The sequence below is a fragment of the Paenibacillus sp. NPDC056722 genome (assembly GCF_042790635.1).
In the GTDB taxonomy this organism is placed as follows: Bacteria; Bacillota; Bacilli; order Paenibacillales; family Paenibacillaceae; genus Paenibacillus_AQ; species Paenibacillus_AQ agri.
In genome coordinates this window covers 260,137-279,995 of the sequence record NZ_JBHTYV010000003.1, presented here as the reverse complement: position 1 = coordinate 279,995, position 19,859 = coordinate 260,137, and the positions used below count along the sequence as shown (strand labels likewise).

The 19,859-nt window shown below is 47.6% G+C and carries 18 protein-coding genes; 13 read left to right on the top strand and 5 right to left on the bottom strand.

The window, feature by feature from the left end; translation table 11 throughout:
- The first annotated feature begins 51 nt into the window (after positions 1–51).
- Positions 52–1,308, top strand: coding sequence for an outer membrane protein assembly factor BamB family protein (locus ACFRAM_RS09865; protein ID WP_379465719.1), 1,257 nt, complete (start codon positions 52–54; stop codon positions 1,306–1,308).
- Positions 1,309–1,355: 47 nt separating this feature from the next.
- Here ACFRAM_RS09865 and ACFRAM_RS09860 read toward each other — a convergent pair whose 3' ends face one another.
- A complete protein-coding gene (locus ACFRAM_RS09860; RefSeq protein ID WP_379465718.1) occupies positions 1,356–2,114 on the bottom strand; it encodes a creatininase family protein in 759 nt (252 codons plus the stop codon).
- 168 nt (positions 2,115–2,282) lie between these two features.
- Here ACFRAM_RS09860 and ACFRAM_RS09855 point away from each other — a divergent pair, with 168 nt between their 5' ends.
- The 4 genes from ACFRAM_RS09855 to ACFRAM_RS09840 all read left to right on the top strand — a co-directional run bounded on the left by ACFRAM_RS09855 (position 2,283) and on the right by ACFRAM_RS09840 (position 4,820).
- A complete protein-coding gene (locus ACFRAM_RS09855) occupies positions 2,283–2,858 on the top strand; it encodes a TetR/AcrR family transcriptional regulator (protein WP_379465717.1) in 576 nt (191 codons plus the stop codon).
- A gap of 83 nt (positions 2,859–2,941) precedes the next feature.
- A complete protein-coding gene (gene rnhA, locus ACFRAM_RS09850; protein ID WP_379465716.1) occupies positions 2,942–3,601 on the top strand; it encodes a ribonuclease H in 660 nt (219 codons plus the stop codon).
- 115 nt (positions 3,602–3,716) lie between these two features.
- A complete protein-coding gene (ung, locus tag ACFRAM_RS09845) occupies positions 3,717–4,385 on the top strand; it encodes a uracil-DNA glycosylase (protein ID WP_379465715.1) in 669 nt (222 codons plus the stop codon).
- A 30-nt stretch (positions 4,386–4,415) separates the two neighbouring features.
- On the top strand, positions 4,416–4,820 hold the full coding sequence (locus ACFRAM_RS09840; RefSeq protein WP_175372979.1) for a hypothetical protein: 405 nt from the start codon (positions 4,416–4,418) through the stop codon (positions 4,818–4,820).
- Positions 4,821–4,930: 110 nt separating this feature from the next.
- Here ACFRAM_RS09840 and ACFRAM_RS09835 read toward each other — a convergent pair whose 3' ends face one another.
- The 4 genes from ACFRAM_RS09835 to trhO form a co-directional block, all read right to left on the bottom strand.
- Entirely contained in the window at positions 4,931–6,046 is a 1,116-nt protein-coding gene (locus ACFRAM_RS09835; protein WP_379465714.1) for an AI-2E family transporter, read from the bottom strand.
- A gap of 972 nt (positions 6,047–7,018) precedes the next feature.
- Positions 7,019–7,282 (bottom strand): hypothetical protein, encoded by a 264-nt coding sequence (locus tag ACFRAM_RS09830; protein ID WP_379465713.1) that lies wholly within the window; start codon positions 7,280–7,282, stop codon positions 7,019–7,021.
- A gap of 195 nt (positions 7,283–7,477) precedes the next feature.
- The gene (locus ACFRAM_RS09825; RefSeq protein WP_379465712.1) at positions 7,478–8,119 is read right to left on the bottom strand and encodes a helix-turn-helix transcriptional regulator; all 642 of its coding nucleotides are present in this window, start codon (positions 8,117–8,119) and stop codon (positions 7,478–7,480) included.
- A 32-nt stretch (positions 8,120–8,151) separates the two neighbouring features.
- Positions 8,152–9,048 (bottom strand): oxygen-dependent tRNA uridine(34) hydroxylase TrhO, encoded by an 897-nt coding sequence (trhO, locus tag ACFRAM_RS09820; protein ID WP_379465711.1) that lies wholly within the window; start codon positions 9,046–9,048, stop codon positions 8,152–8,154.
- Positions 9,049–9,382: 334 nt separating this feature from the next.
- Between trhO and ACFRAM_RS09815 the strand changes: the two genes are divergently transcribed.
- From ACFRAM_RS09815 to ACFRAM_RS09780, 8 genes are all read left to right on the top strand, one after another.
- Positions 9,383–11,206 (top strand): cache domain-containing sensor histidine kinase, encoded by a 1,824-nt coding sequence (locus ACFRAM_RS09815; RefSeq protein WP_379465710.1) that lies wholly within the window; start codon positions 9,383–9,385, stop codon positions 11,204–11,206.
- On the top strand, positions 11,199–12,239 hold the full coding sequence (locus tag ACFRAM_RS09810) for a response regulator transcription factor (RefSeq protein WP_379465709.1): 1,041 nt from the start codon (positions 11,199–11,201) through the stop codon (positions 12,237–12,239). Before ACFRAM_RS09815 ends, ACFRAM_RS09810 begins: the two co-directional genes overlap by 8 nt.
- 122 nt (positions 12,240–12,361) lie before the next feature.
- Positions 12,362–14,038 carry a type 2 periplasmic-binding domain-containing protein gene (locus ACFRAM_RS09805; RefSeq protein WP_379465708.1) on the top strand — a complete coding sequence of 559 codons (1,677 nt, stop codon included), beginning with the start codon at positions 12,362–12,364 and terminating at the stop codon, positions 14,036–14,038.
- A 28-nt stretch (positions 14,039–14,066) separates the two neighbouring features.
- Positions 14,067–14,969: an ABC transporter permease gene (locus ACFRAM_RS09800; RefSeq protein ID WP_379465707.1), complete on the top strand. Its 903-nt coding sequence runs from the start codon at positions 14,067–14,069 to the stop codon at positions 14,967–14,969.
- A 16-nt stretch (positions 14,970–14,985) separates the two neighbouring features.
- Positions 14,986–15,876, top strand: a complete 891-nt coding sequence (locus ACFRAM_RS09795; RefSeq protein ID WP_379465706.1) for a carbohydrate ABC transporter permease — start codon at positions 14,986–14,988, stop codon at positions 15,874–15,876.
- Positions 15,877–15,914: 38 nt separating this feature from the next.
- Complete coding sequence (locus ACFRAM_RS09790) at positions 15,915–17,693, top strand: glycoside hydrolase family 36 protein (RefSeq protein WP_379465705.1); 1,779 nt, start codon at positions 15,915–15,917, stop codon at positions 17,691–17,693.
- Positions 17,694–18,160: 467 nt separating this feature from the next.
- Positions 18,161–18,832, top strand: coding sequence for a YitT family protein (locus tag ACFRAM_RS09785; protein ID WP_175372988.1), 672 nt, complete (start codon positions 18,161–18,163; stop codon positions 18,830–18,832).
- Positions 18,833–19,041: 209 nt separating this feature from the next.
- Entirely contained in the window at positions 19,042–19,842 is an 801-nt protein-coding gene (locus ACFRAM_RS09780; RefSeq protein WP_379465704.1) for a TIGR00266 family protein, read from the top strand.
- Positions 19,843–19,859: the final 17 nt, after the last annotated feature.

Here is a 19,859-nt window from a genome sequence, read left to right as displayed (position 1 = left end):
ATACAATGGTTAGATAGTAATTTAGTATAAAAGAACAAAGGTGGAATTGCAGTGAAGAAAACAACTCAATACAGTAAATGGGCCGCAGTGCTGCTGACCAGCGCACTCAGCCTGACCCTGACCGCGCAAGCCTTCGGCGCGCCGCTTCAAGCCGGACTGAAGCCAAGCTGGACTTCAGCGTCTCTGTTCACATCCTCGGTTCTGGTCCCGAAAGATGCAGAATCCGTTATTTATGACGTTAAGGCTGTTCCTGCGAAGAAGCAGGTATACGTACATATGGGACAGAATGTGCCGAATACCACCAGCAAGACGAAGCAACTGTGGTACGTCGATACGTTAAAAGCACTGGATGCCGATACCGGCAAGCAGAATTGGGAATATGTATTTCATGATTCCAAAGGACCTTACACAACTGCCGGCAGCTCGGTCTTTAACAACAACGGCACTGCCTATGTCTATCAGGCTTTTTCGGACAAGACCTATCGGTTGTACTCGGTGAACAGCTCTGGGAAGCTGAACTGGGTTCAATCTCTGACCGGACCATCTTCTATCTCTCTGCTGAAGGACGGCTCTATTCTGGCAGCATCTCCTGGTGCGCCGGACAGCAAGGGGATCGTTAAGACCACGCTCACCCAATTCGACGGCAGTGGCAAAGTGTCCAAACGTCAACAGCTACCAGGGACTTTGCTTACCGCCCAGGAAGACCGGATTATCCTGTCCACCAGTCCACTAGTCAAGAATAGTGCCGGTATTTGGCTGGACAAGCTGAACCCGCGCCTGGAAGTCTATGATTTGTCTTTCAAGTCGCTGTACAGCTATCAGGTACCGGCTGGTTCCAATATATACGGAGACGGCAGTCCTGGACAGATGGTATTGAAGGACGGTACGGTGGTCCTCCGGACCAACGTCAATGGAACAGGGAATAAGCTTCAGGCATTTAACTCGCAGGGTAGCGTGCTGTGGGAGCGTAGTATTCCGGGCAGTGCGCTTACTCAATCGACAGGTAACGGTTATGTCGTATTTGCCAACGGGACGATGACCCTGTATGATTTGGAGAAAAATACAGCGACTCGTACTTTTGAAGAGGAAGAAAGCAAATATACCGTAATTGCCCAAACGGGTGACGGGAAGCTAAGCCTGAACCTGAAAGATAATACGTACCTGTTGAATCCTACGTCGCTGGATGTGATTCTCTCCTTCAACAGCGGCAGTCATAATCCGCTGATGACAACCTACGGAGACAATGCTGTATATGTCTCTTCTGCGGATGGCAAGCTGACTAAATTGGCTGTAAAGGCTGGGAAATAAGCTGTTCATCTAAAATAGTAAAGAGGGGTGAAGCACCCCTCTTTTTGTTATGAAGGAGACATTTTTCTATGGTAAGCCTCGTCAAGAACTTGTTGTAGCCCTTCGGATCTCTTCTGAATAAACGTTTCCCAGAATGTCTGACCCCGCTGGCTCAATTCCTCATCCGTATAGCTTCCTTCTTCATATTTGCCCCAACAGCCATCTTCCGTAAGTTTATCCCAACCCATGTAATCAGCATAAATACGATTGTTCTGAGGAACATCCGAGCCCATAGAACTTTTCTTAACAAGATCAGGACAGAGCCACATCGCCGTGCATACAGACAGTAGGCCACCGTGCATCTCATTTAAATCTTGAAATCCGGCCGTATGTATAGCTTCTTCCCAAGCGTTATGAGTATTGTGATTTGGGGCAATTACAAGAATATGAGGGTATTTATAATTAATATGTTTAATAAAAGCCGCTTCCCAGTAGGCACCCCCATGCCCGGTACAAACTACAAACTTATTGAAATTTTGTCTTGTCAAATTGACTATTATTTCTTCTATCATTGCCGTTAAAATATTGGGGCTAACGGTCACGGTCCCTTTATAGTAGGCGTGTTCTTCTGATGTGTTGAAGGGCAGTGTAGGTAACACGTATGCATTCAATGCTTTACCGTAAGCCTCGGCGTATAGATCTGCTATAAGCGTATCCAAATGCATTGGAAGAAAAGGACCGAACTGTTCGGTAGCTCCTATGGGTATAATTACGGTGTCAGTCCCGCTGCTGGCTATCTCAGCCGTTGTGTTTGTATAATTTAGCATGTACATCTCCTGATTTGAATGGTTTTTAATTTATAATGTACCATAATGTGGATGAATTGAGATAGTAGTTTATAACACAACACCCATCTACTGTGAGTACTTAGAAAGTAATGAATATTTACCGTTCGTTCTACAAATGCTAAAATAGTCTTAGAAAGGAGCATGATTATGGCTCGTAGCAAAGAATTTGAGATTGACGACGTTCTTGAAAAAGCGATGAATCTCTTTTGGCTGCAAGGTTATGAGAAGACCTCCATGCAGGACTTAGTGACTGGGATGGGGATTCATAAGAGAAGTATGTACGATACTTTTGGAGACAAACACTCCTTATATATGAAAGCTGTGGAACGGTATGGAAGAAGCGTTGCCGAGCGCATGAAGGAGCAGGCTGAGGCACAGCCTACAGTGAAGCAGGCGATCCGTAGCTTGTTTGAGTTGGTGCTCCGGAACGACACCGGGATGCCCAAAGGCTGCTTGATGGTTAATACGGCGGTGGAACTGTCGCTGCATGATTCTGAGGCCGATTCCCTTGTACAGGATAGCTTTCTGTCCAGCGAACGGCTATTAGAAAAGCTGGTGTCAAGCGGGCAGGACAGCGGGGAAATCTCCCGACAGTTGGAGGCCCCAGCCCTGGCAGCTTATCTGCATAACGCGCTGGTAGGACTGCGAGTGATGGTCAAAACGGGGCAAGATCCCTCCAGACTGGAGCAAATCGTGGATATTACATTGACTGTTTTGGATTGAGAGAAATAGCTTCAACTAAGGAAGCGAATGAATTACAATAAGGCTTTGAGCAACTTCTTGGCGTTGAAAGGAGATTCATCAAAGTGGCTAAGCAGAAATTTTATGTAGTATGGGAAGGTAAGCAGCCTGGAGTCTATGGTACCTGGGCGGAATGTCAGGCCCAAACAGATCATTATACAGGAGCGAAATATAAATCCTATGAATCCAAAGCGGCTGCGGACGCCGCCTATAAGGCGGGCTGGAAAGGTAATTGGGGTACAGGCGCTACAGCAGGCGGAGCAAAGCCTAAACCAGGTAATTCATTTCGACGCAGCGCCGCTGTGGAGACTTCGGAGGAGATCGACTACGATAGTATTTCGGTGGATGTCGGTACCAGAGGCAATCCCGGTCCGGTAGAATATAAGGGCGTGGATACCCAGACTGGTGATGTTATCTTCTCCTGTGGTCCGATCCGAAAAGGAACGAACAATCTAGGTGAATTTTTGGCGATAGTGCATGCCCTTGCCTACTTAAAGAAGGAAGGTAGCAATCGAACGGTTTATAGTGATTCTGTTAATGCCATCAAATGGGTGAAGCAGAAGAAGGTAGCGACAACCTTGCCGCGCGATGCTTCCACGGAAGAAATCTGGCAACTGATTGATCGGGCGGTGCAATGGCTGCAGAGTAACACCTATGACAACAAGCTGCTGAAGTGGCAGACTCGTGAATGGGGCGAGATTAAGGCGGATTACGGCCGGAAGTAGCAAGGGACGTTTGCCGTAAATGACGATTCTTCTATCGTCAGTACGTTCGCGGACTTATAATAGGGTTAATACAGAGTAAACCATGTATCAAACAGGGTAGCAGGAGGAACAACTCATGTTCGGCAACGATTGGGATAAAGTATTACAAGAGGAAGTAGAAAAACCGTATTTCGATGAACTGCGCTACGCATTGGCGCGGGAGTATAAGACACAAACCGTTTATCCGCCTAAGGATCAGCTATTCTCAGCTTTGAAGCTGACACCTTATGAAGGAACACGAGTCGTCATTCTTGGACAGGATCCTTATCATGGAGAGGGACAAGCCCATGGACTTAGCTTCTCGGTGAAGCCAGGCGTACGGATTCCGCCATCGCTGCGTAATATCTATGCGGAGCTGCATGAGGATATTGGGATGCCAATTCCGACCCATGGCTACCTGAAGCACTGGGCGGAGGAAGGTGTTCTGATGCTGAATGCGGTGCTGACTGTCCGTGAGAGTCAACCTAATTCGCATAAAGGTCTGGGCTGGGAGCGTTTCACGGATGCTATTATGGAGAAACTGAATGAGAGAACCGTACCGATGGTCTTTATTCTGTGGGGGAGTCATGCTCAGAAGAAGGGGGCCTTTATCGATAAGAACCGGCATCTGGTTATCCAGTCACCGCATCCGAGTCCGCTGTCGGCGCATCGCGGGTTCTTGGGCAGCCGCCCGTTCACGCAGGCGAACCGGTTCCTGGAATCCCACGAATTGCAGGGGATTGATTGGACCATACCGAATTTGTAAGGATTCGGACACAGTGAAGGGGGTGGAGCCATGCGCCATTGGGTGGGCAGACCGGTCATAATGTATTGCGGCGAGAAGCCGTACACGATCATGAAGGGCATTCTCCGCAAATGGGACCCTTCCCTGCGGATTGCGGTAATCGGCCATCAGGAGATTGCGGTGCCTTTTCAGGATATTGTATATATCAAAGCCTTGGCGCCCAAGGAGAGAGCACTGCCCCCTGTCCTTCATGCCGTAGGGTATGTTATGCGGGAACGACAGCAGTTCGATAATGCGGTCTATTTCAAGTCGGCGGTGACCGTTTGGAAGGGCGATAAGCTGATTGCCCTCAATACCACTATTGTGTCACATACGAAAGGCTCCGTGATGCTGGAGGATGGTCAAAATCTAATGAAGGGCAATCACATCTTTGTAGTGCGCTCCTTGCGGGGCTGAGGGGAAATTAACCTCAGGCTCAAAATGTAACGATAGAATCGCTCCTAGCGGATGAAGAGGACAGGTGTTCCTTCAATCCAGCCGGGAGCGATTTTTTAATGGACAGACTCTTACATCTGTTCTTCTTTGATCAGTGGTTCCTTGGCCGAGTTAGTGTCGCCGGTTCGTTCCGTAATAATAATTCCATATAGCCGCCGTACTATAATCTTGAGAATCATGTATACCGGGAGCGCAATCAGCACACCAATAATCCCGTAAAAATCCCCGCCGATCAGCACCAGCAGTACCGTGGTTAACGGATGCACATCCAGCGACTTCCCATATACAATTGGTGAGAGCAGGTTATCCTGAATCTGCTGGGCGATTACAATCACAACCGTTGCCCAGATCGCCATCGTAGGCGATTCGATAAAACCGACGATGATGACCGGCACAGCCGAGAGCAGAGACCCGACATAGGGGATGAAATTGAGCGGAATCGCTATAACAGCCAGCAGAAGTGAGTATGGCAGGCCGATAATCAGAAATCCTATGTACAGCATTACCCCCAAAATGACATTCAGCAGGACGCGAGTCACGATAAAGTTGCTGAGGGCACCGTCGATCTCGCGTAGCATTTCTTGACCGGACTTGCGAAATCTTCGGGGAACTAGACGTAATAGAATCGGCGCCAGCTTGTGTCCGTCTTTGAGCATATAGTAGAGAATAATGGGCAACGTGGCGATGATGACGACTATGTTGGAGATGACCCCGATAAGATTACTGACAGAATTCGATACCCAGTTGATCGCATCATTCAGATAAGAGGACAGACGTGTTGCCAAGTCCGAATCTCCTGTGAAAAAGCGGGACCACACTGGATTCTGCTGCAAATCTTGGAACTGCTCTTGCAGACCATCCACAAGCTGTGGTGTGTTGTCGATGAAGGTCTGAATCTGCTCCTGCAATGTCGGCCAGACGAGCACCGAAAACAGCACGAACAGGCCAATAAAGACAAGATAAATCAGCAGGATGGAGAGCATACGGTTCAGTTTTCTTTTCTCCAGGAAATTCACCAGCGGCCGGAGCAAATAAAACATGAAGCCGGACAGCATCATGGGCACGAGCAGCAGTTTAAGAATGGAGATCAGCGGTGCGAACAAGAAGAAGACCTTTGAGCCCAAATACAAGATTAGCAAAAAAGCAATAATAGCCATGCTTGTCCGAAAATACTTGCTTTGCTGCATGGCAGCACCCCCCGATTACTTTCTATTCCTATACTTGACCCGATTCTATATTTATAAACAGAAATGGTAGGGGTAAAGCATGGGGGGATAATATAAATATCAGTTTATAAAATGTAGATAAGATGGTTCTGTGATAAATTCATATAAAATAGATAAATAATTGAGGTGTTCAGTTGCTAACTTTTTATAATTCTTTTTCATACACGGGTGAGCTAGTATTTACTTTTGGTTGTGGAATTTGTTTATTAGTCTTATCGTATTATGCAAGTAGGTTAAATAAAATAGCGAGTATTGCTTTGGTAGTGCTGGGAATTGCGATGATTGGTGCGGGATTTAATACTATCTTGGAAAAACACAATTGCATTGATTCATCAAGTGTACTACATATAGTACCTATCTTTGTAGGTTTAACGGGTATACCATTACTATCCCTTGCCTCCTTGCGATTGATCGAAGGAAAAGCAGAATTAGTAAAACTTAAACAGGTAATAAAAGTAAGCTCTTTAATGTTCATGTTTTGTATTCTGATGTTTATCGTAATCTATTTGCTAATTGTTAATAAATGAAGTTAGTCTCGTTGTTGTTACACGCTGGAACGGTGAATTCCCAGCAATCACTTAATAATATTTCTAGCCCAAGTAATATTTGTATACATATTCCCTCACAGCTTGTACACACATAAATGCTTAAATTTTATTACCTAAATAACGCTACTGTCCCTACACCAAACAGATGATAACAGTAAGACCATACTGGGCTGAAGCGGGCCGGGGATGGTCCATGACGAACGTAATTGCGATTTATTTAAAAGGGGAATTTGAACTCCCCATATATAAGGCGGAGGCGTATACTAAATATCCCTTAAGAAGGACATGTAATGTTGCTTGCTCTTGAACAAGGAGGTGGCTTAATCATCCGTTGTCACTCCATCACGGGTATAATGCACTCCAGCTAATAGGAGAACGAGTCATTTTATCTTCTTCTCCGCGGCCGGCCTTTTTGTTTAGCTACTGCCTTCTTATAAGATCTAATAATAGCCAGCGGGAGAACATCGCTTTGTCCTCCGGTCTCCTTAGTAATCTCCCTGGCTTTGACAAGCGACAAAAAGGCGAAGAAGTCGCCCAAGGCAGTAAGTCCGGCTCCAATGATGGCATAATCTTCAGCGCTCAGCTCGTTCGCCTCTACACCGTCATCCCCGGAATTTTTGGAGCTATTCCCGTTACTATTCGTGGGCATTCTCGTTCACCCGCTTTCTCTAATGTACTATAAAATATGTCGTGAGGTGCGGTAGGGAAATAGGCAATTTGGACGTAATTTAATGAGACGCAGACTTCCGGCGTAGCCAGGATAAATCGGATGAGCTCATAGACGCTTCGTCCATAAAAAAAGGTGGCGCACAGTGAATATCCTGTGCGCCACCTTTTATTTAACTTATGATTCTTGTGCCCGTTTTTGAATCTTGTAGAGACATTTGCGTCCGCCTTGTGCTAAGCAATCCGGCCGGGAAATCTCTGCCTCAAGCAGTGACTCGAATAACTGAAGCTCGCACTGGCAGGCGTGGTTGTACTGATTGGCAATCTGGGAGATCGGACAATTGTATTCCACCAGTTCGTAATCGTCCTGACCAATCTGCTTCCATTCCACCATGTAGCCATTGTCATTCTGTAGTTCGGCCAGCAATGAGACTTTCTCGTGGAAGCTCTTGTTCTCCATGACAGAAGAATAACGCTTGAACAATTTTTCTTTCCGGCGTTCAAACAGCCGTTCTACCATTTCGTCACCAGTCTCCTGCACCAATTCATCGAGCAGATCCAGAGCTACCGTGTGATATTTATTAGGAAAAAGCACATTGGAGCGCTCTGTCAAATGATAGGTCGCAGTTGGCCTACCCATAGGCTGCCGGATGGTTCGCGCTTCAATAAATCCGTCGCGCTCCAGGGCATCAATATGGCGGCGCACCGCCATGGAAGTGATGCTGAGCCGATCTGTCAGCTCTTTGGCTGTCAGCTCATCATTGGTTTTAAATAGATGTAATATCGTCTCGCGGGTGGACAAATCCTCTTTGGGTTGCACGGTCAGCTCACCGCCTTTGTCTATACCTTTATTTAGCGTGCTGCACTCGTAACTGCGGCGCATTCGTCCGAGCAGTGACCACTGTGCTCTGTTTCACAGTCCTCACAGCAAATATGCTGCAGGTGGCAAGCATCGTTGGCACAGTTGATGAATCGGTCAGCCGGCTTACCGCAGTGATGGCAGCGTCCGACAACGATATCCTCATCGGTATGATTGATTTGTACCGAAATCCGCTCATCAAACACATAGCATTTTCCGTCGAACAGTCGGCCCTGTACTTCTTCGTCTTTACCATAGGATACGATGCCGCCGTCCAGTTGGTACACCTGCTGGAAGCCCTCATTCATCATAAACCCGCTTAATTTCTCGCAGCGGATACCACCTGTACAGTAGGTCAAGATTGGTTTATCTTTAAGATCGCTCATATTCTCGCGAATCCAGTCCGGGAATTCCTTGAAGCTGTCTACCTCCGGTCGGATCGCGCCACGGAAATGACCGAGGTCATATTCGTAACCGGTACGACCGTCCAGAACGATAACATCGTCGCGCTGTAACATTTCGTGGAAGTCCTTCGGCGCGAGGTGCTCTCCGGTGATCACATTAGGGTCCAGTTCTTCCTCAACACGGAAGGTCACGAGTTCTTTTTTATAACGTACAAAGATCTTCTTGAAGGCATGACCATCAGCCTCATCGATCTTGAAGACGATATCGCTAAACAGCGGGTTCGCGCGCAAATCCTTCATGTATTGCTCAGTTTGGGCGATCGTACCGGATAGTGTTCCGTTAATGCCCTCTTCGGAGATGAGAATCCGGCCTTTTACGTCCAGCTCTTTGCAATAAGCAAGATGCTCCTGGGCGAATTGTTCTGCATCCGGCACTTTTACAAATTTATAGTAAAGCAGAATTGCATATTCCGATTGTGGATTCATTCTTTTCACCTGTCTCATTAGAATTACACTTCACGTGCTGTTTACTTTGACTACTAAGTAAATGTTTAACTATAAAAAGTATTGTAACATATTATCTAGGCTTGACAAGAGATACTCTTGAAGCAGTATGGTTTAAACGCGGATCTTGGCGAGAAAAACAGCACAATAAATATGTCAGAATCATCGCAAACATGGGGATTTATTCACTGCTTCTTGAAGAAACCATTGCGTTACTGTAAAAAAGATTATACTTAGAAAATAGATGAAGGGGAATCATGGGAGGGCTCTTGGCAGTGATTCCTTGGTTTACCTGGTTTAGAAGGAGCATGACATCATGAAATTAATCGCCAACCTCTCTCTTCAGAAAAAAATAATATTGTTAATGCTGATTTTGTACCTCCCGCTTCCGCTGCTAGGTCAATTCTGGTACGAAAAAAGCCATAAGGTCATTCGGCAAAACACCATTGAATCAAGCTATCAGCTGGTTGAACAGGTGAATAGATATGTGGACAGGTATTTTCAGGATATTGAGCATCAAATGTATCCTATCCTGGTTAATGATCTGACATTGCAATTTTTAAATGATTCTGTAAGCGGTTCCTATGATCGTTTTCTGCGTTCCAATCGCATCGAGCGAGAGCTTTTGAATCCGCTAACAAGTAACCGAGAAGGCATCCGGGGAATCTCTCTGGTCAATGGGGAGGGGAGGGCGGTATCGTCTTCCAGCTTCACATCTGCGGAGCGGAGATATAAGGAGTATAACGCCAAGATTACGAAGACCGGCGTTTTTGAAGTTATGGGGCTGGAACAGGATGAATGGAGCCCGCCCTTTTTGTCCATTGCGCTTAAATTCAACAGCACGAGTTACAGTACCAACAGCGGGCTGTTAATTATTGATTTGAAGCTGGACGAGGTGATCCAGATTGCCCGGAATGTGCGGATTGGCAAAACCGGGTACGTCTGGATTGCAGACAGCAAGGGGAGCGCGATTTACCGGCCTGGCAGTCATCCTAATGAGGGACTGTCTATTGACTATGCCAAAGCTATGGGCGATAAGCGTCAGGGGACGCTGACGATGCCTGGTGAATCGGGGGACAAGCTTGTAATGTTCTTTCATTCTAATACCACAGGTATGTCACTGTTCGCGGAGGTACCGCTTGCTGAATTGAACGAGCCTCTACTGCAGATTAGCAGAATTTCTACCATTGTATTGCTGCTGATCTTCCTGCTGATCATGATTATTGTCAGTGGGGTGATGTACATGCTGAGCAATTCACTGCTGACACTTTTGCGGCTGATGAAGCGAACTCAGCTTGGCGAGCTGGGAGTCAGAGCGCCAGAAAACCGAACTGCAGAAATAGGCAGCTTATACAGGGGCTTCAATAAGATGGTTGATGAAATTCAAAGGCTCATTGATACGGTGCACCGGGCCAAGTTGAGGGAGAAGGAGCTCGAGGTGAAGCAGAAGGAAGCACTTCTTCTAGCTATGCAGGCGCAGATCCATCCTCATTTTCTCTACAATACGCTGGAATTTATTAATGCCAGTGCCATTGTTGAGGGCAACCGAAAGATTAGCCGGATGATCGTTTCCCTCGGTGATATGTTTCGATACAGCGTAAGGAACCCGAATGAAACGGTCACGCTTGCCTTGGAGCTGGGGCATGTGTCTGCCTATCTCTCGATTCAGGCCGAACGCTATGAGAGTCTCTCCTACTTTATTCAAGTCTCTGAAAAAGCTGCAGCACAGACCTCAGCGATCAACTCTATGCTGCAGCCGATTGTTGAGAATTGCTTCAAGCATGGATTTGATAAATATAAAATCGTTCCCAATTACATTCGCATATCGGAGATGCAGGTCGCAGCCGGCTCTTTAATTTCGATTGAAGATGGGGGCGGTGGCATGCCTCCGGCTATCATGGACAACTATAATCGACTCTTTGATCTATCCGGAGATGAATTACTGGAGCTTGAAGCAGAGAACAAGCAAAAAGGGATAGGTTTGCTGAATGTACATACCAGATTGCGGCTGTTATTTGGTGAACCGTATGGACTGTTCATTTCCACTTCTGGCCCAGATGGGACATGTATCGATATATTGTTGCCTACACACATCGCGGAATTAGAGCAGGAACAACAAGGGGGCATACAGGATGTATAGAATTATTCTTGTGGATGATGAATCCATGAGCAGAAAAAGTTTGGATAAAATTCTTACTTCGGCGCATTCTCAATACCAAATTGTGGGCGAAGCCGCTAATGGGGCTGAAGCCCTGGAGCTGATACGGCTTCAACAGCCTCATCTGATCATTACAGACATCAGCATGCCCATAATGGATGGAATCGAGCTGATCCAGCGATTGCGCCAGGATGGCTACGATGGTGAGATTATCATTTTGTCAGGGTATGGGGAGTTTGAATATGCCCAGGCCGCCCTGCGCCATGGGGTAGTAGATTATCTGCTGAAGCCGCTGAAGGAGGAATTGGTTGTAGAGCTGGTTGGTCGACTGTTCGATCGCTTTGCCAACACCCGCCAGAAGGCGATGGTAAAAAATCAGCTGTTAGCACCGGTTATATCAGCTGCAGAACGAATTAGCACGGCACTCTGGGCTGCGAATGCACCGGTTCTTTCCCAGGAAACCGAAAATCTGCTTAAACTACTTGCGCATCAGGAACTTTCTTATGAGGAACGGCGCACACTTTTGGAGAACGCAGCCTCATTGATCCAGAATCAGCTGGAGGATCGGCTCTTGATCAGCCCATGGGAGATCCCATACGATGAACCAGGGTACACAACACTGGAGTCATCGTTCAGAGACTGGCTGGAACGCAAGCTGGCAGAGACACGGGACAAGCGGAATTGGGGAAGACGCAGTGCCACCCAGCAGGCGATGGACTATATTAAGCAGCATTTCTCAGATAGTGAGTTGAGCCTGGAGAAGGTGCTTGAGCCACTGGATATTTCCACGACTTATTTTTACCATCTGCTGATGGAAGAGACAGGGATGTCCTATATTGCCTACCTGACTAATGTCCGCATGGAGCACGCCAAAGCATTGCTGACAGACACTTCGCTGAAGACCTATGAGGTTGGACAACGCTGTGGCTATCCCGATTACTCCCATTTCACGAAGCGTTTCAAGCGGATGATCGGCCTTTCGCCCTCAGAATATAGAAAACGGATGCAACAATAATGTAACCGCTAACACTGAGTGATGAAAAGAACATAACGAAATGAAATCTCCATTTTTTTGCCCCAGACTATCTTCTACAATAACCATGTAGACAAGAAACACAACTATGAGGGGGAACACTGATGAGCAGAAAAGGTAGTGTCTTGGGCACGGCTATGCTGGCATCCGTAATGCTATTATCTGCCTGCGGCGGCAATTCATCCGGCAACAATAGCGGCAATACTGCTAGCGAGGGTGATAGCACAACACCGGCGGTGGAGAAGGTTAATGAGTTCGGCTGGAAGCTGCCACAGAAAACGACGCAGATTCACTTTTTCCAAGCAGAGAAAGGAAATCCGGATAAGATCAACAGGAAACAAGCAGCGTTCCATGATTATTTGTTGAAGGAATTTAATGTAGATATCCAAAGATCGTCTCTGGATGTTGATCCCAAAGAAAAATTGAATCTGATGCTGGTATCCGGTGATTACCCAGAGGTTATTGCAGCCATGGATGAATCCCAGATTTCCCAGTGGAAGGCACAGGGCAAAATCATCGATCTGGCCCCGCTGGTAGATAAATACGGACCGAATCTCAAGAAAGAGTTAGGCTCCCGTTATGAAACCTATCTTGACGCAGATGGCAAGCTGTGGGGACTTCCTCGTGGTTGGGGATATCTGCCTATTCCTGATTTTACCGCTCACATCCGTTGGGACTGGTATCAGGAGATTGGTGCTCCCGAGATCAAAACGCCTGATGATTATTACAATGTCCTGAAACAGATCGTAGCCAAGCATCCTACCAATGACAAAGGTGAGAAGAACTATGCACTGTCCTGGAATAGCGACGTCAGAATTGACAGCGCTCTCGGCTTCTGGGGCTTGAAGGATGGCTACAAAGAGGACGGGGATCACAACCTTACGCACTGGCTGAACACGGCAGAGGGCAAGGAAGGCCTGCTCTATTACAACCGTTTCTTCCGTGAGGGGCTGATGGATCCAGACGCGTTTATTAATAAATTCGACGATTGGAAAATCAAGTTCTCCAACGAGCGCATCGCCGGCCATATCGGCCCATGGTGGCAATCATGGAATGCTGGCCATGAAATCTGGCAAAAAACAGATCCGGATTACAAAGAAGACAAACGTTTCGTGCAAATGGCATTCAAAGCTCCTGACGCAGAGAAAGCTTATCTGTCCGCCAAGAATACACATGGCTGGAATTACACAGTAGTCACAGATAAAGCAAAAAATGCTGAAGAGATTATCAAGTTCCTCGATTTCACAGTTTCACCGATCGGTACACGTCTGATGGGCTGGGGCATTCCGAACCTGCCGGAATCCTATTGGAACTATGAAGGTGACGGCAAATGGTCGTTCAATGAGACACAGAAGCAAACGCTTCTGGACGGCAAGCTGGATTTTGAGAAAACAGAGACAGCGAACGGCAGCAATTCCTTCTGGCTGGCTTATCCGCAAGGTCTGCTGAGTGATGATAACAAGAGTACTGCTTGGTTCGATCAGAATTTCATCGCTGATGAGAAGTGGAAGAAGCTGATGAATGATAATGTCAAGGATACGATCTATGACAATACGGAGCAGCGTGTCAGCTTCACCAATGAGAACCCGCTGACGATCAAGAATCAGCAGGTGGAAGATCTCGTTAAAACAGGATTTGTTAAAGTCATTATGTCCCAGTCTGAGGATGAAGCATCCCGTAACTTCGATGAGCTGCGTGACAAGGCTAACAAACTGGGTCTGAAGGATCTCGAGCAGTACCGCACTGAGGAATATAAAAAGAACCTCGCGCTGGTGAAATAACAAGGAGAGATTTGGAGGGGAACCTACTATGAATTACCTCAAGCGATTTTCCCGCGAACGGCAGCTGTGGCTGTTAAGTTTGCCAATCATCCTATGGGTACTTTTGTTTGCCTATTATCCGATGTATGGCTTAGTAATCGCCTTTCAAAATTATATTCCAGGGCAATCCCTTTTCGGAAACTGGATCGGCTTTGACAATTTTGTCCGGTTCTTTAACGAACCTGACTTCTGGATGATTATTAGAAATACGCTTGTCATCAGTATGCTAAATCTGCTGATTGGCTTTCCAGCACCGATTCTGCTGGCACTGCTGCTAAGTGAAGTGAAAAGCAAGGCTTTTAAGAAAACCATTCAATCTCTGTCTTATGTACCCTACTTTATCTCATGGGTCGTGGTGGCCAGCATCCTGTTCACCCTTCTGGGAAGTGACGGTATTATCAATGAACTGCTGGTCCGCTTCGGCTGGATCGACAAACCGATTCTGTTCCTTGGCGAAGGTAAATATTTCTGGGGAATTCTGACTTCCGCCAACCTGTGGAAGGACGTCGGCTTCAGCTCGATCATTTACTTGTCTGCTATTGCCGGGATCGACAAGGAGCAGTATGAAGCTGGCAGAGTAGATGGTCTGGGACGGTTTGGGTTGGTATGGCATATTACACTACCAAACATTCGTGCCACAATTGTACTATTATTTATTCTTGCGCTAGGCGGTATTCTGAATGCGGGCTTTGAGCAGCAGCTGCTCTTGGGAAGCCCTAACACGAGGGATTATCATGAAGTCATCGATACGTATGTATACCGGTTCGGGGTTCAACTTGGTAATTACTCCTATGGTACTGCGGTCGGCTTGATGAAGAGTTTGATCGGATTAACTTTGGTCATAACAGCCAACCGCTTGTCCCGAAAATTTATGCAAACGTCTATTTTCTAGAAAGGAGAATGCATCGATGGCCTCACGATCGGTTCCTTGGTCACAACGCTTATTTGATATTGTAAATATTCTCGTCCTGTCATTATTCGGTATTGCTGTAGCCTATCCATTCTTCAATCTGCTGGCACTGTCGCTGAATGATGGTGCAGACGCGGCGCGCGGTGGTATTTACATTTTTCCACGGGTGTTCTCGTTAGATGCCTACAAGCTGTTGTTCGAGAACAGCAAGCTGCTGGAGGGCTTCGGATGGTCCGCTCTTCGTGTAGCGGTGGGTACGAGCACCAGTTTGTTCGTCACAGGTCTGCTGGCTTATATCGTCAGCGTCCGGCATTTCTCGGGACGTAAGTTCCTCCGTGTGTTGTTTCTGGTTACGATGTACTTCAACGGCGGACTGATTCCAACTTACCTGCTTATGGTGAAGCTGGGCTTAACGGATTCTTTCCATGTGTACTGGATTCCGTCTCTGATCAGCGCGTACTATATGCTGCTGATGTCTTCCTATATTTCCGAGCTTCCTGAAGCTCTGTTTGAATCTGCGAGAATTGATGGTGCTACCGAGCTGAAGATTTATATCCGGCTGGTGCTGCCAATGTCGCTTCCGGTGTTTGCAGCGATCTTTATCTATTCCGCAGTAGCACACTGGAATTCGTGGTTTGATGTGGTGCTGTATAATTCCAGCGGACATTATGACACGCTTCAGGTCTATCTGCGCCGCTTGCTTCTGGAAGTAGAAGCTTCACAGCAAATTATGGATCAGCAGCTTCTGCACCAGAAGTTCAACAGCCTGTCGCCACTAACGCTTCGTGCAGCTACAACAATCGTGGTAACAGCTCCGATCTTGCTAGTTTATCCTTTCTTGCAGAAGTACTTTATCGGCGGCTTGACGATCGGTTCGGTTAAGGGCTGATACAGCTATCACTAGGAGAGAACCCAACAGGAGGAACTATGACGAATTTGATTGACGCTCTTCTCCCCACCGTAAATGTGGTAAGCGAAGAAGATTTCTTTGAAATATCCAAGACTGTTGAGCGGACTGAGGAACATCTGTTGTTCATTGGCATTCGCTTAAAGGCGAAGCGAGACGGTATCCCGCCAGTATGTACGATTAGCTGGTCGATTCCAGCCCTCGATATCCATTCGATGTGGCATCCCGGCGTGGAGCGAAATCGGGCATTCCAGATTGATTGGGGCTCCGGTTTTAACAGTCGGAACTCTTCGCAGGCGCCTGTGACGGCCTTGTTAAATCTTGCCGGAAGAAACCGTATGACCTTTGCTTTCACCGATGTCTTGAACAAGATCGAGGTGAAGGCAGGTATTCATGAGGAGGATTCCTCCTTCCTGTGCTCACTGAAGCTCTTTGAAGAGCCTGTACCTAGCCTGGAGGTATACGAGGCGGTACTGCGGATTGATACCCGAGATATCCCGTATCATGAGGCATTAGCAGAGGTTAGCCGTTGGTGGGAGCAGCAGCCGGGTCTTGAGCCTGCTGGCGTTCCTGATGCTGCCCTGCTCCCGATGTATTCTACTTGGTATTCTTACCATCAGGAGCTGACTGATGCTGCACTTGAGGAAGAATGCCGTCTGGCCCGTGAAATCGGCTGCGATACGATTATCGTCGACGATGGCTGGCAGACAGATGATAACAACCGGGGATATGCGTTTACCGGGGACTGGGAGGTCTGTGAGACCAAGATCCCGGATATGAAAGCGCATGTGGATCGAGTTCATGATCTGGGCATGAAATATATGCTCTGGTATTCTGTACCGTTCGTCGGCCGGAAAAGCCGGGTCTGGGACATCTTTAAGGACAAGGTGCTCAAGGTAGAGGAAGGTCTGGACGCCGGCGTGCTGGATCCGCGCTTCCCTGAGGTGCGGGATTACCTCCTGCATATTTATCAGCAGGCAGTAACGGAGTGGGGTATCGACGGATTGAAGCTGGATTTTGTGGACAGCTTTCAGCCGAGAGACGGTGAACTTCCGGTAGAAGGGGGCGGCCGTGATTACCGTTCCATCCCGGAAGCTGTAGACCGGCTCTTCACCGACATCATGCAGTCGCTCAAAGCGATCAAGCCGGATATTCTGATTGAGTTCCGTCAGAGCTATATCGGACCGTTAATGCGCAAGTACGGCAACATTTTCAGAGCGGGGGATTGTCCGAACGATTCCATTCAGAACCGTGTGCGTACGCTTGATCTTCGGCTGCTGTCCGGCGATACAGCTGTACATTCCGATATGATTATGTTCAATCCGCATGAGGACACTGCTAGCTCAGCTATGCAGTTCATCAACAGTCTCTTCTCTGTGTTGCAAATTTCTGTGAGACTCGCAGAGATTGGGGAGGAGAAGCTGGCGATGCTAAGGTTCTGGACCGACTTCAGCCGGGAATACAGTGATGTGCTTCTGCGTGGAAGCTTGTCTCCGCAGCACCCGGAACTGCTGTATCCGATCGTGACGGCGAAGAAAGACAACGTTCAGGTGATTGCTTGTTATGCTGAAATGGTCATCACGCCAGAGGGAACGCCTGAGCGATTGGCGATTGTCAACGGAACTTATACTGATAATGTAGTTGTCAGATGGACGTCTGATCCTGCCGTGTATGTGGCAGTGATTAAGGACTGCCGTGGGGAAGTGACGGAACAGCTGACACTGGAATTACGGAAAGGGCTGCTGGAGGTGCCGGTGCCACGCGCAGGCGCAGCTATTTTGACCCGACTACAATCATAAAGGTGAAGAGGGAGTGCAGATATCTGCATTCCCTCTTTTTTACATTGGCTTAACAAACCGTAGCGTAGTTCTCGAAATACGACCATTGTTACCGCATTTCGATGTATTTTTTAACGTTTTTTAAAATATAATGGGAGAAAAACAGAAAGGGCCAAATCATCATTTTTACACAAAGGTGTTTAGAGTCTCTTCTTCGCGTGGTATAATGTAAACAGAACTTATCAAATTAAAGAAAGGATCAGGATACCATGTGTCCCCGAAGGACGAATCCCCAAAGGACGATTTGGAAACGTTATGATCTGTCTTATACTTAGCTTCCCTGCCGAAGATGCGCGAACCGTTAATTGACGAAGCCGCCTCTACGAGGGAAGGGAGTAGCATTATGCGAAGGAGCAATACCTCCGGTTCAACCCGTCGTAGAGGTTGGTGGGACGTCTAGCCGCCATTTACGATAAGGGGAGACCAGTATGAGGAAACACAATCACGGAGCAGAGCTTCTGCTGCGGTTGACAGTCATTTTGTTAGGAACATTGCTGCTTGCATTTACGTATTATCACATTAATTATCAGAACCATTTGACCGAGGGCGGGTTCGTAGGATTATCGCTGCTTGGTAAATATGTATTGGGCATTTCGCCTTCACTTTCTATTTTGATCCTAGACATACCAGTACTTCTGATTGCCTGGTTCTTCAAAGGAAAAGCGTTTGTCTTGAACACATGTGTCTCTGTAGGAGCGTTCACTCTCTTCTACGGACTGATGGAACATTACTCTGGATGGGTCATCAATCTGCATGATAATTTGCCGGTTGCGGCTCTGTTATCAGGAGTACTGACAGGTCTGGGAGCTGGAATGGTGCTTCGCGCAGGCGGGGCGAGCGGCGGTGACGATATTTTGTCGCTGCTGATCAGTGAATGGAAAGGAATTAAAGTTGGCACCGTATTTATTCTGATGGATGTTATCGTGCTGGCACTATCCCTCTTCTATATGCCATTGAAAGAGACGCTATACACGGTTATGGCTGTCGTTGTGGCAGGTTATGTAATTACTTTTACAACCTCTCTGGGCAAAGGAAAGCTGGCGAAAGCGCCAAAGCCGAAATTGCCAACACCGCTGGGCAACCCCCAGAATGTGCGATAATTGGAATGCAAGGCTGAATCATCAGCTAGCTATGGATATAGACTTATTAGTGAGAGACCGGTCAGAATTTCTGGCCGGTTTTTTGCTGCTGCTTCTTTTTTATGAATTTCCCTGCTTCATTGAAACCGGGTCTGCTTGCTGGCGTATATATTTTCATCAAACAGCCATGCGCTTATATCAGGTTTGATAATCTAAGGAGGAATAGCGGGATGAGTGCTCACGAGATTGATTATGCAATTATGGGCGAAGAAATACAGTGTGTGGAGGTACAGCTTGATCCCGGAGAGAGCGTCATTGCTGAAGCGGGCAGCTTCATGATGATGGACCCGGAGATTACGATGGAGACGATCTTCGGCGACGGCAGTGGCGGAGGCGGACCGAGCAGTGGTCTCATGGGCAAGCTGATGGGTGCAGGCAAACGTCTGTTGACCGGAGAAAGTCTGTTCATGACCATCTTCACACACAGCGGAGCGTATGGACGGAGAAGCGTCACCTTTGCAGCGCCGTATCCCGGCAAAATCATCCCGCTGGACCTCCAGCAATACGGCGGGAAAGTAATCTGCCAGAAGGATGCCTTTCTCTGTGCGGCTAAGGGCGTCTCGATCGGAATTGAGTTCCAGCGCAAGCTGGGCGCAGGGTTCTTCGGCGGAGAAGGCTTTATCATGCAAAAGCTGGAGGGAGACGGGCTCTCGTTCGTGCACTCCGGCGGGTATGTGATGGAGCGGACGCTGCAGCCTGGTGAGGTGCTGCGGATCGATACCGGCTGTCTGGTCGCTATGACTTCTACTGTGGATTACGACATTGAGTTTGTAAAAGGAGTAAAGTCCGCGCTGTTCGGGGGAGAAGGTCTGTTCTTCGCTACGCTGCGCGGACCCGGCAAGGTCTGGGTTCAGTCACTGCCCTTCAACCGGATGGCGGACCGCATTCTGTCTGCAGCGAGACCGGGCGGGCGCAATAAGGAAGAAGGCAGCATCCTCGGTGGCCTCGGTAATCTGCTGGACGGCCGGTAAGAAAGTTTGTGAAGCTG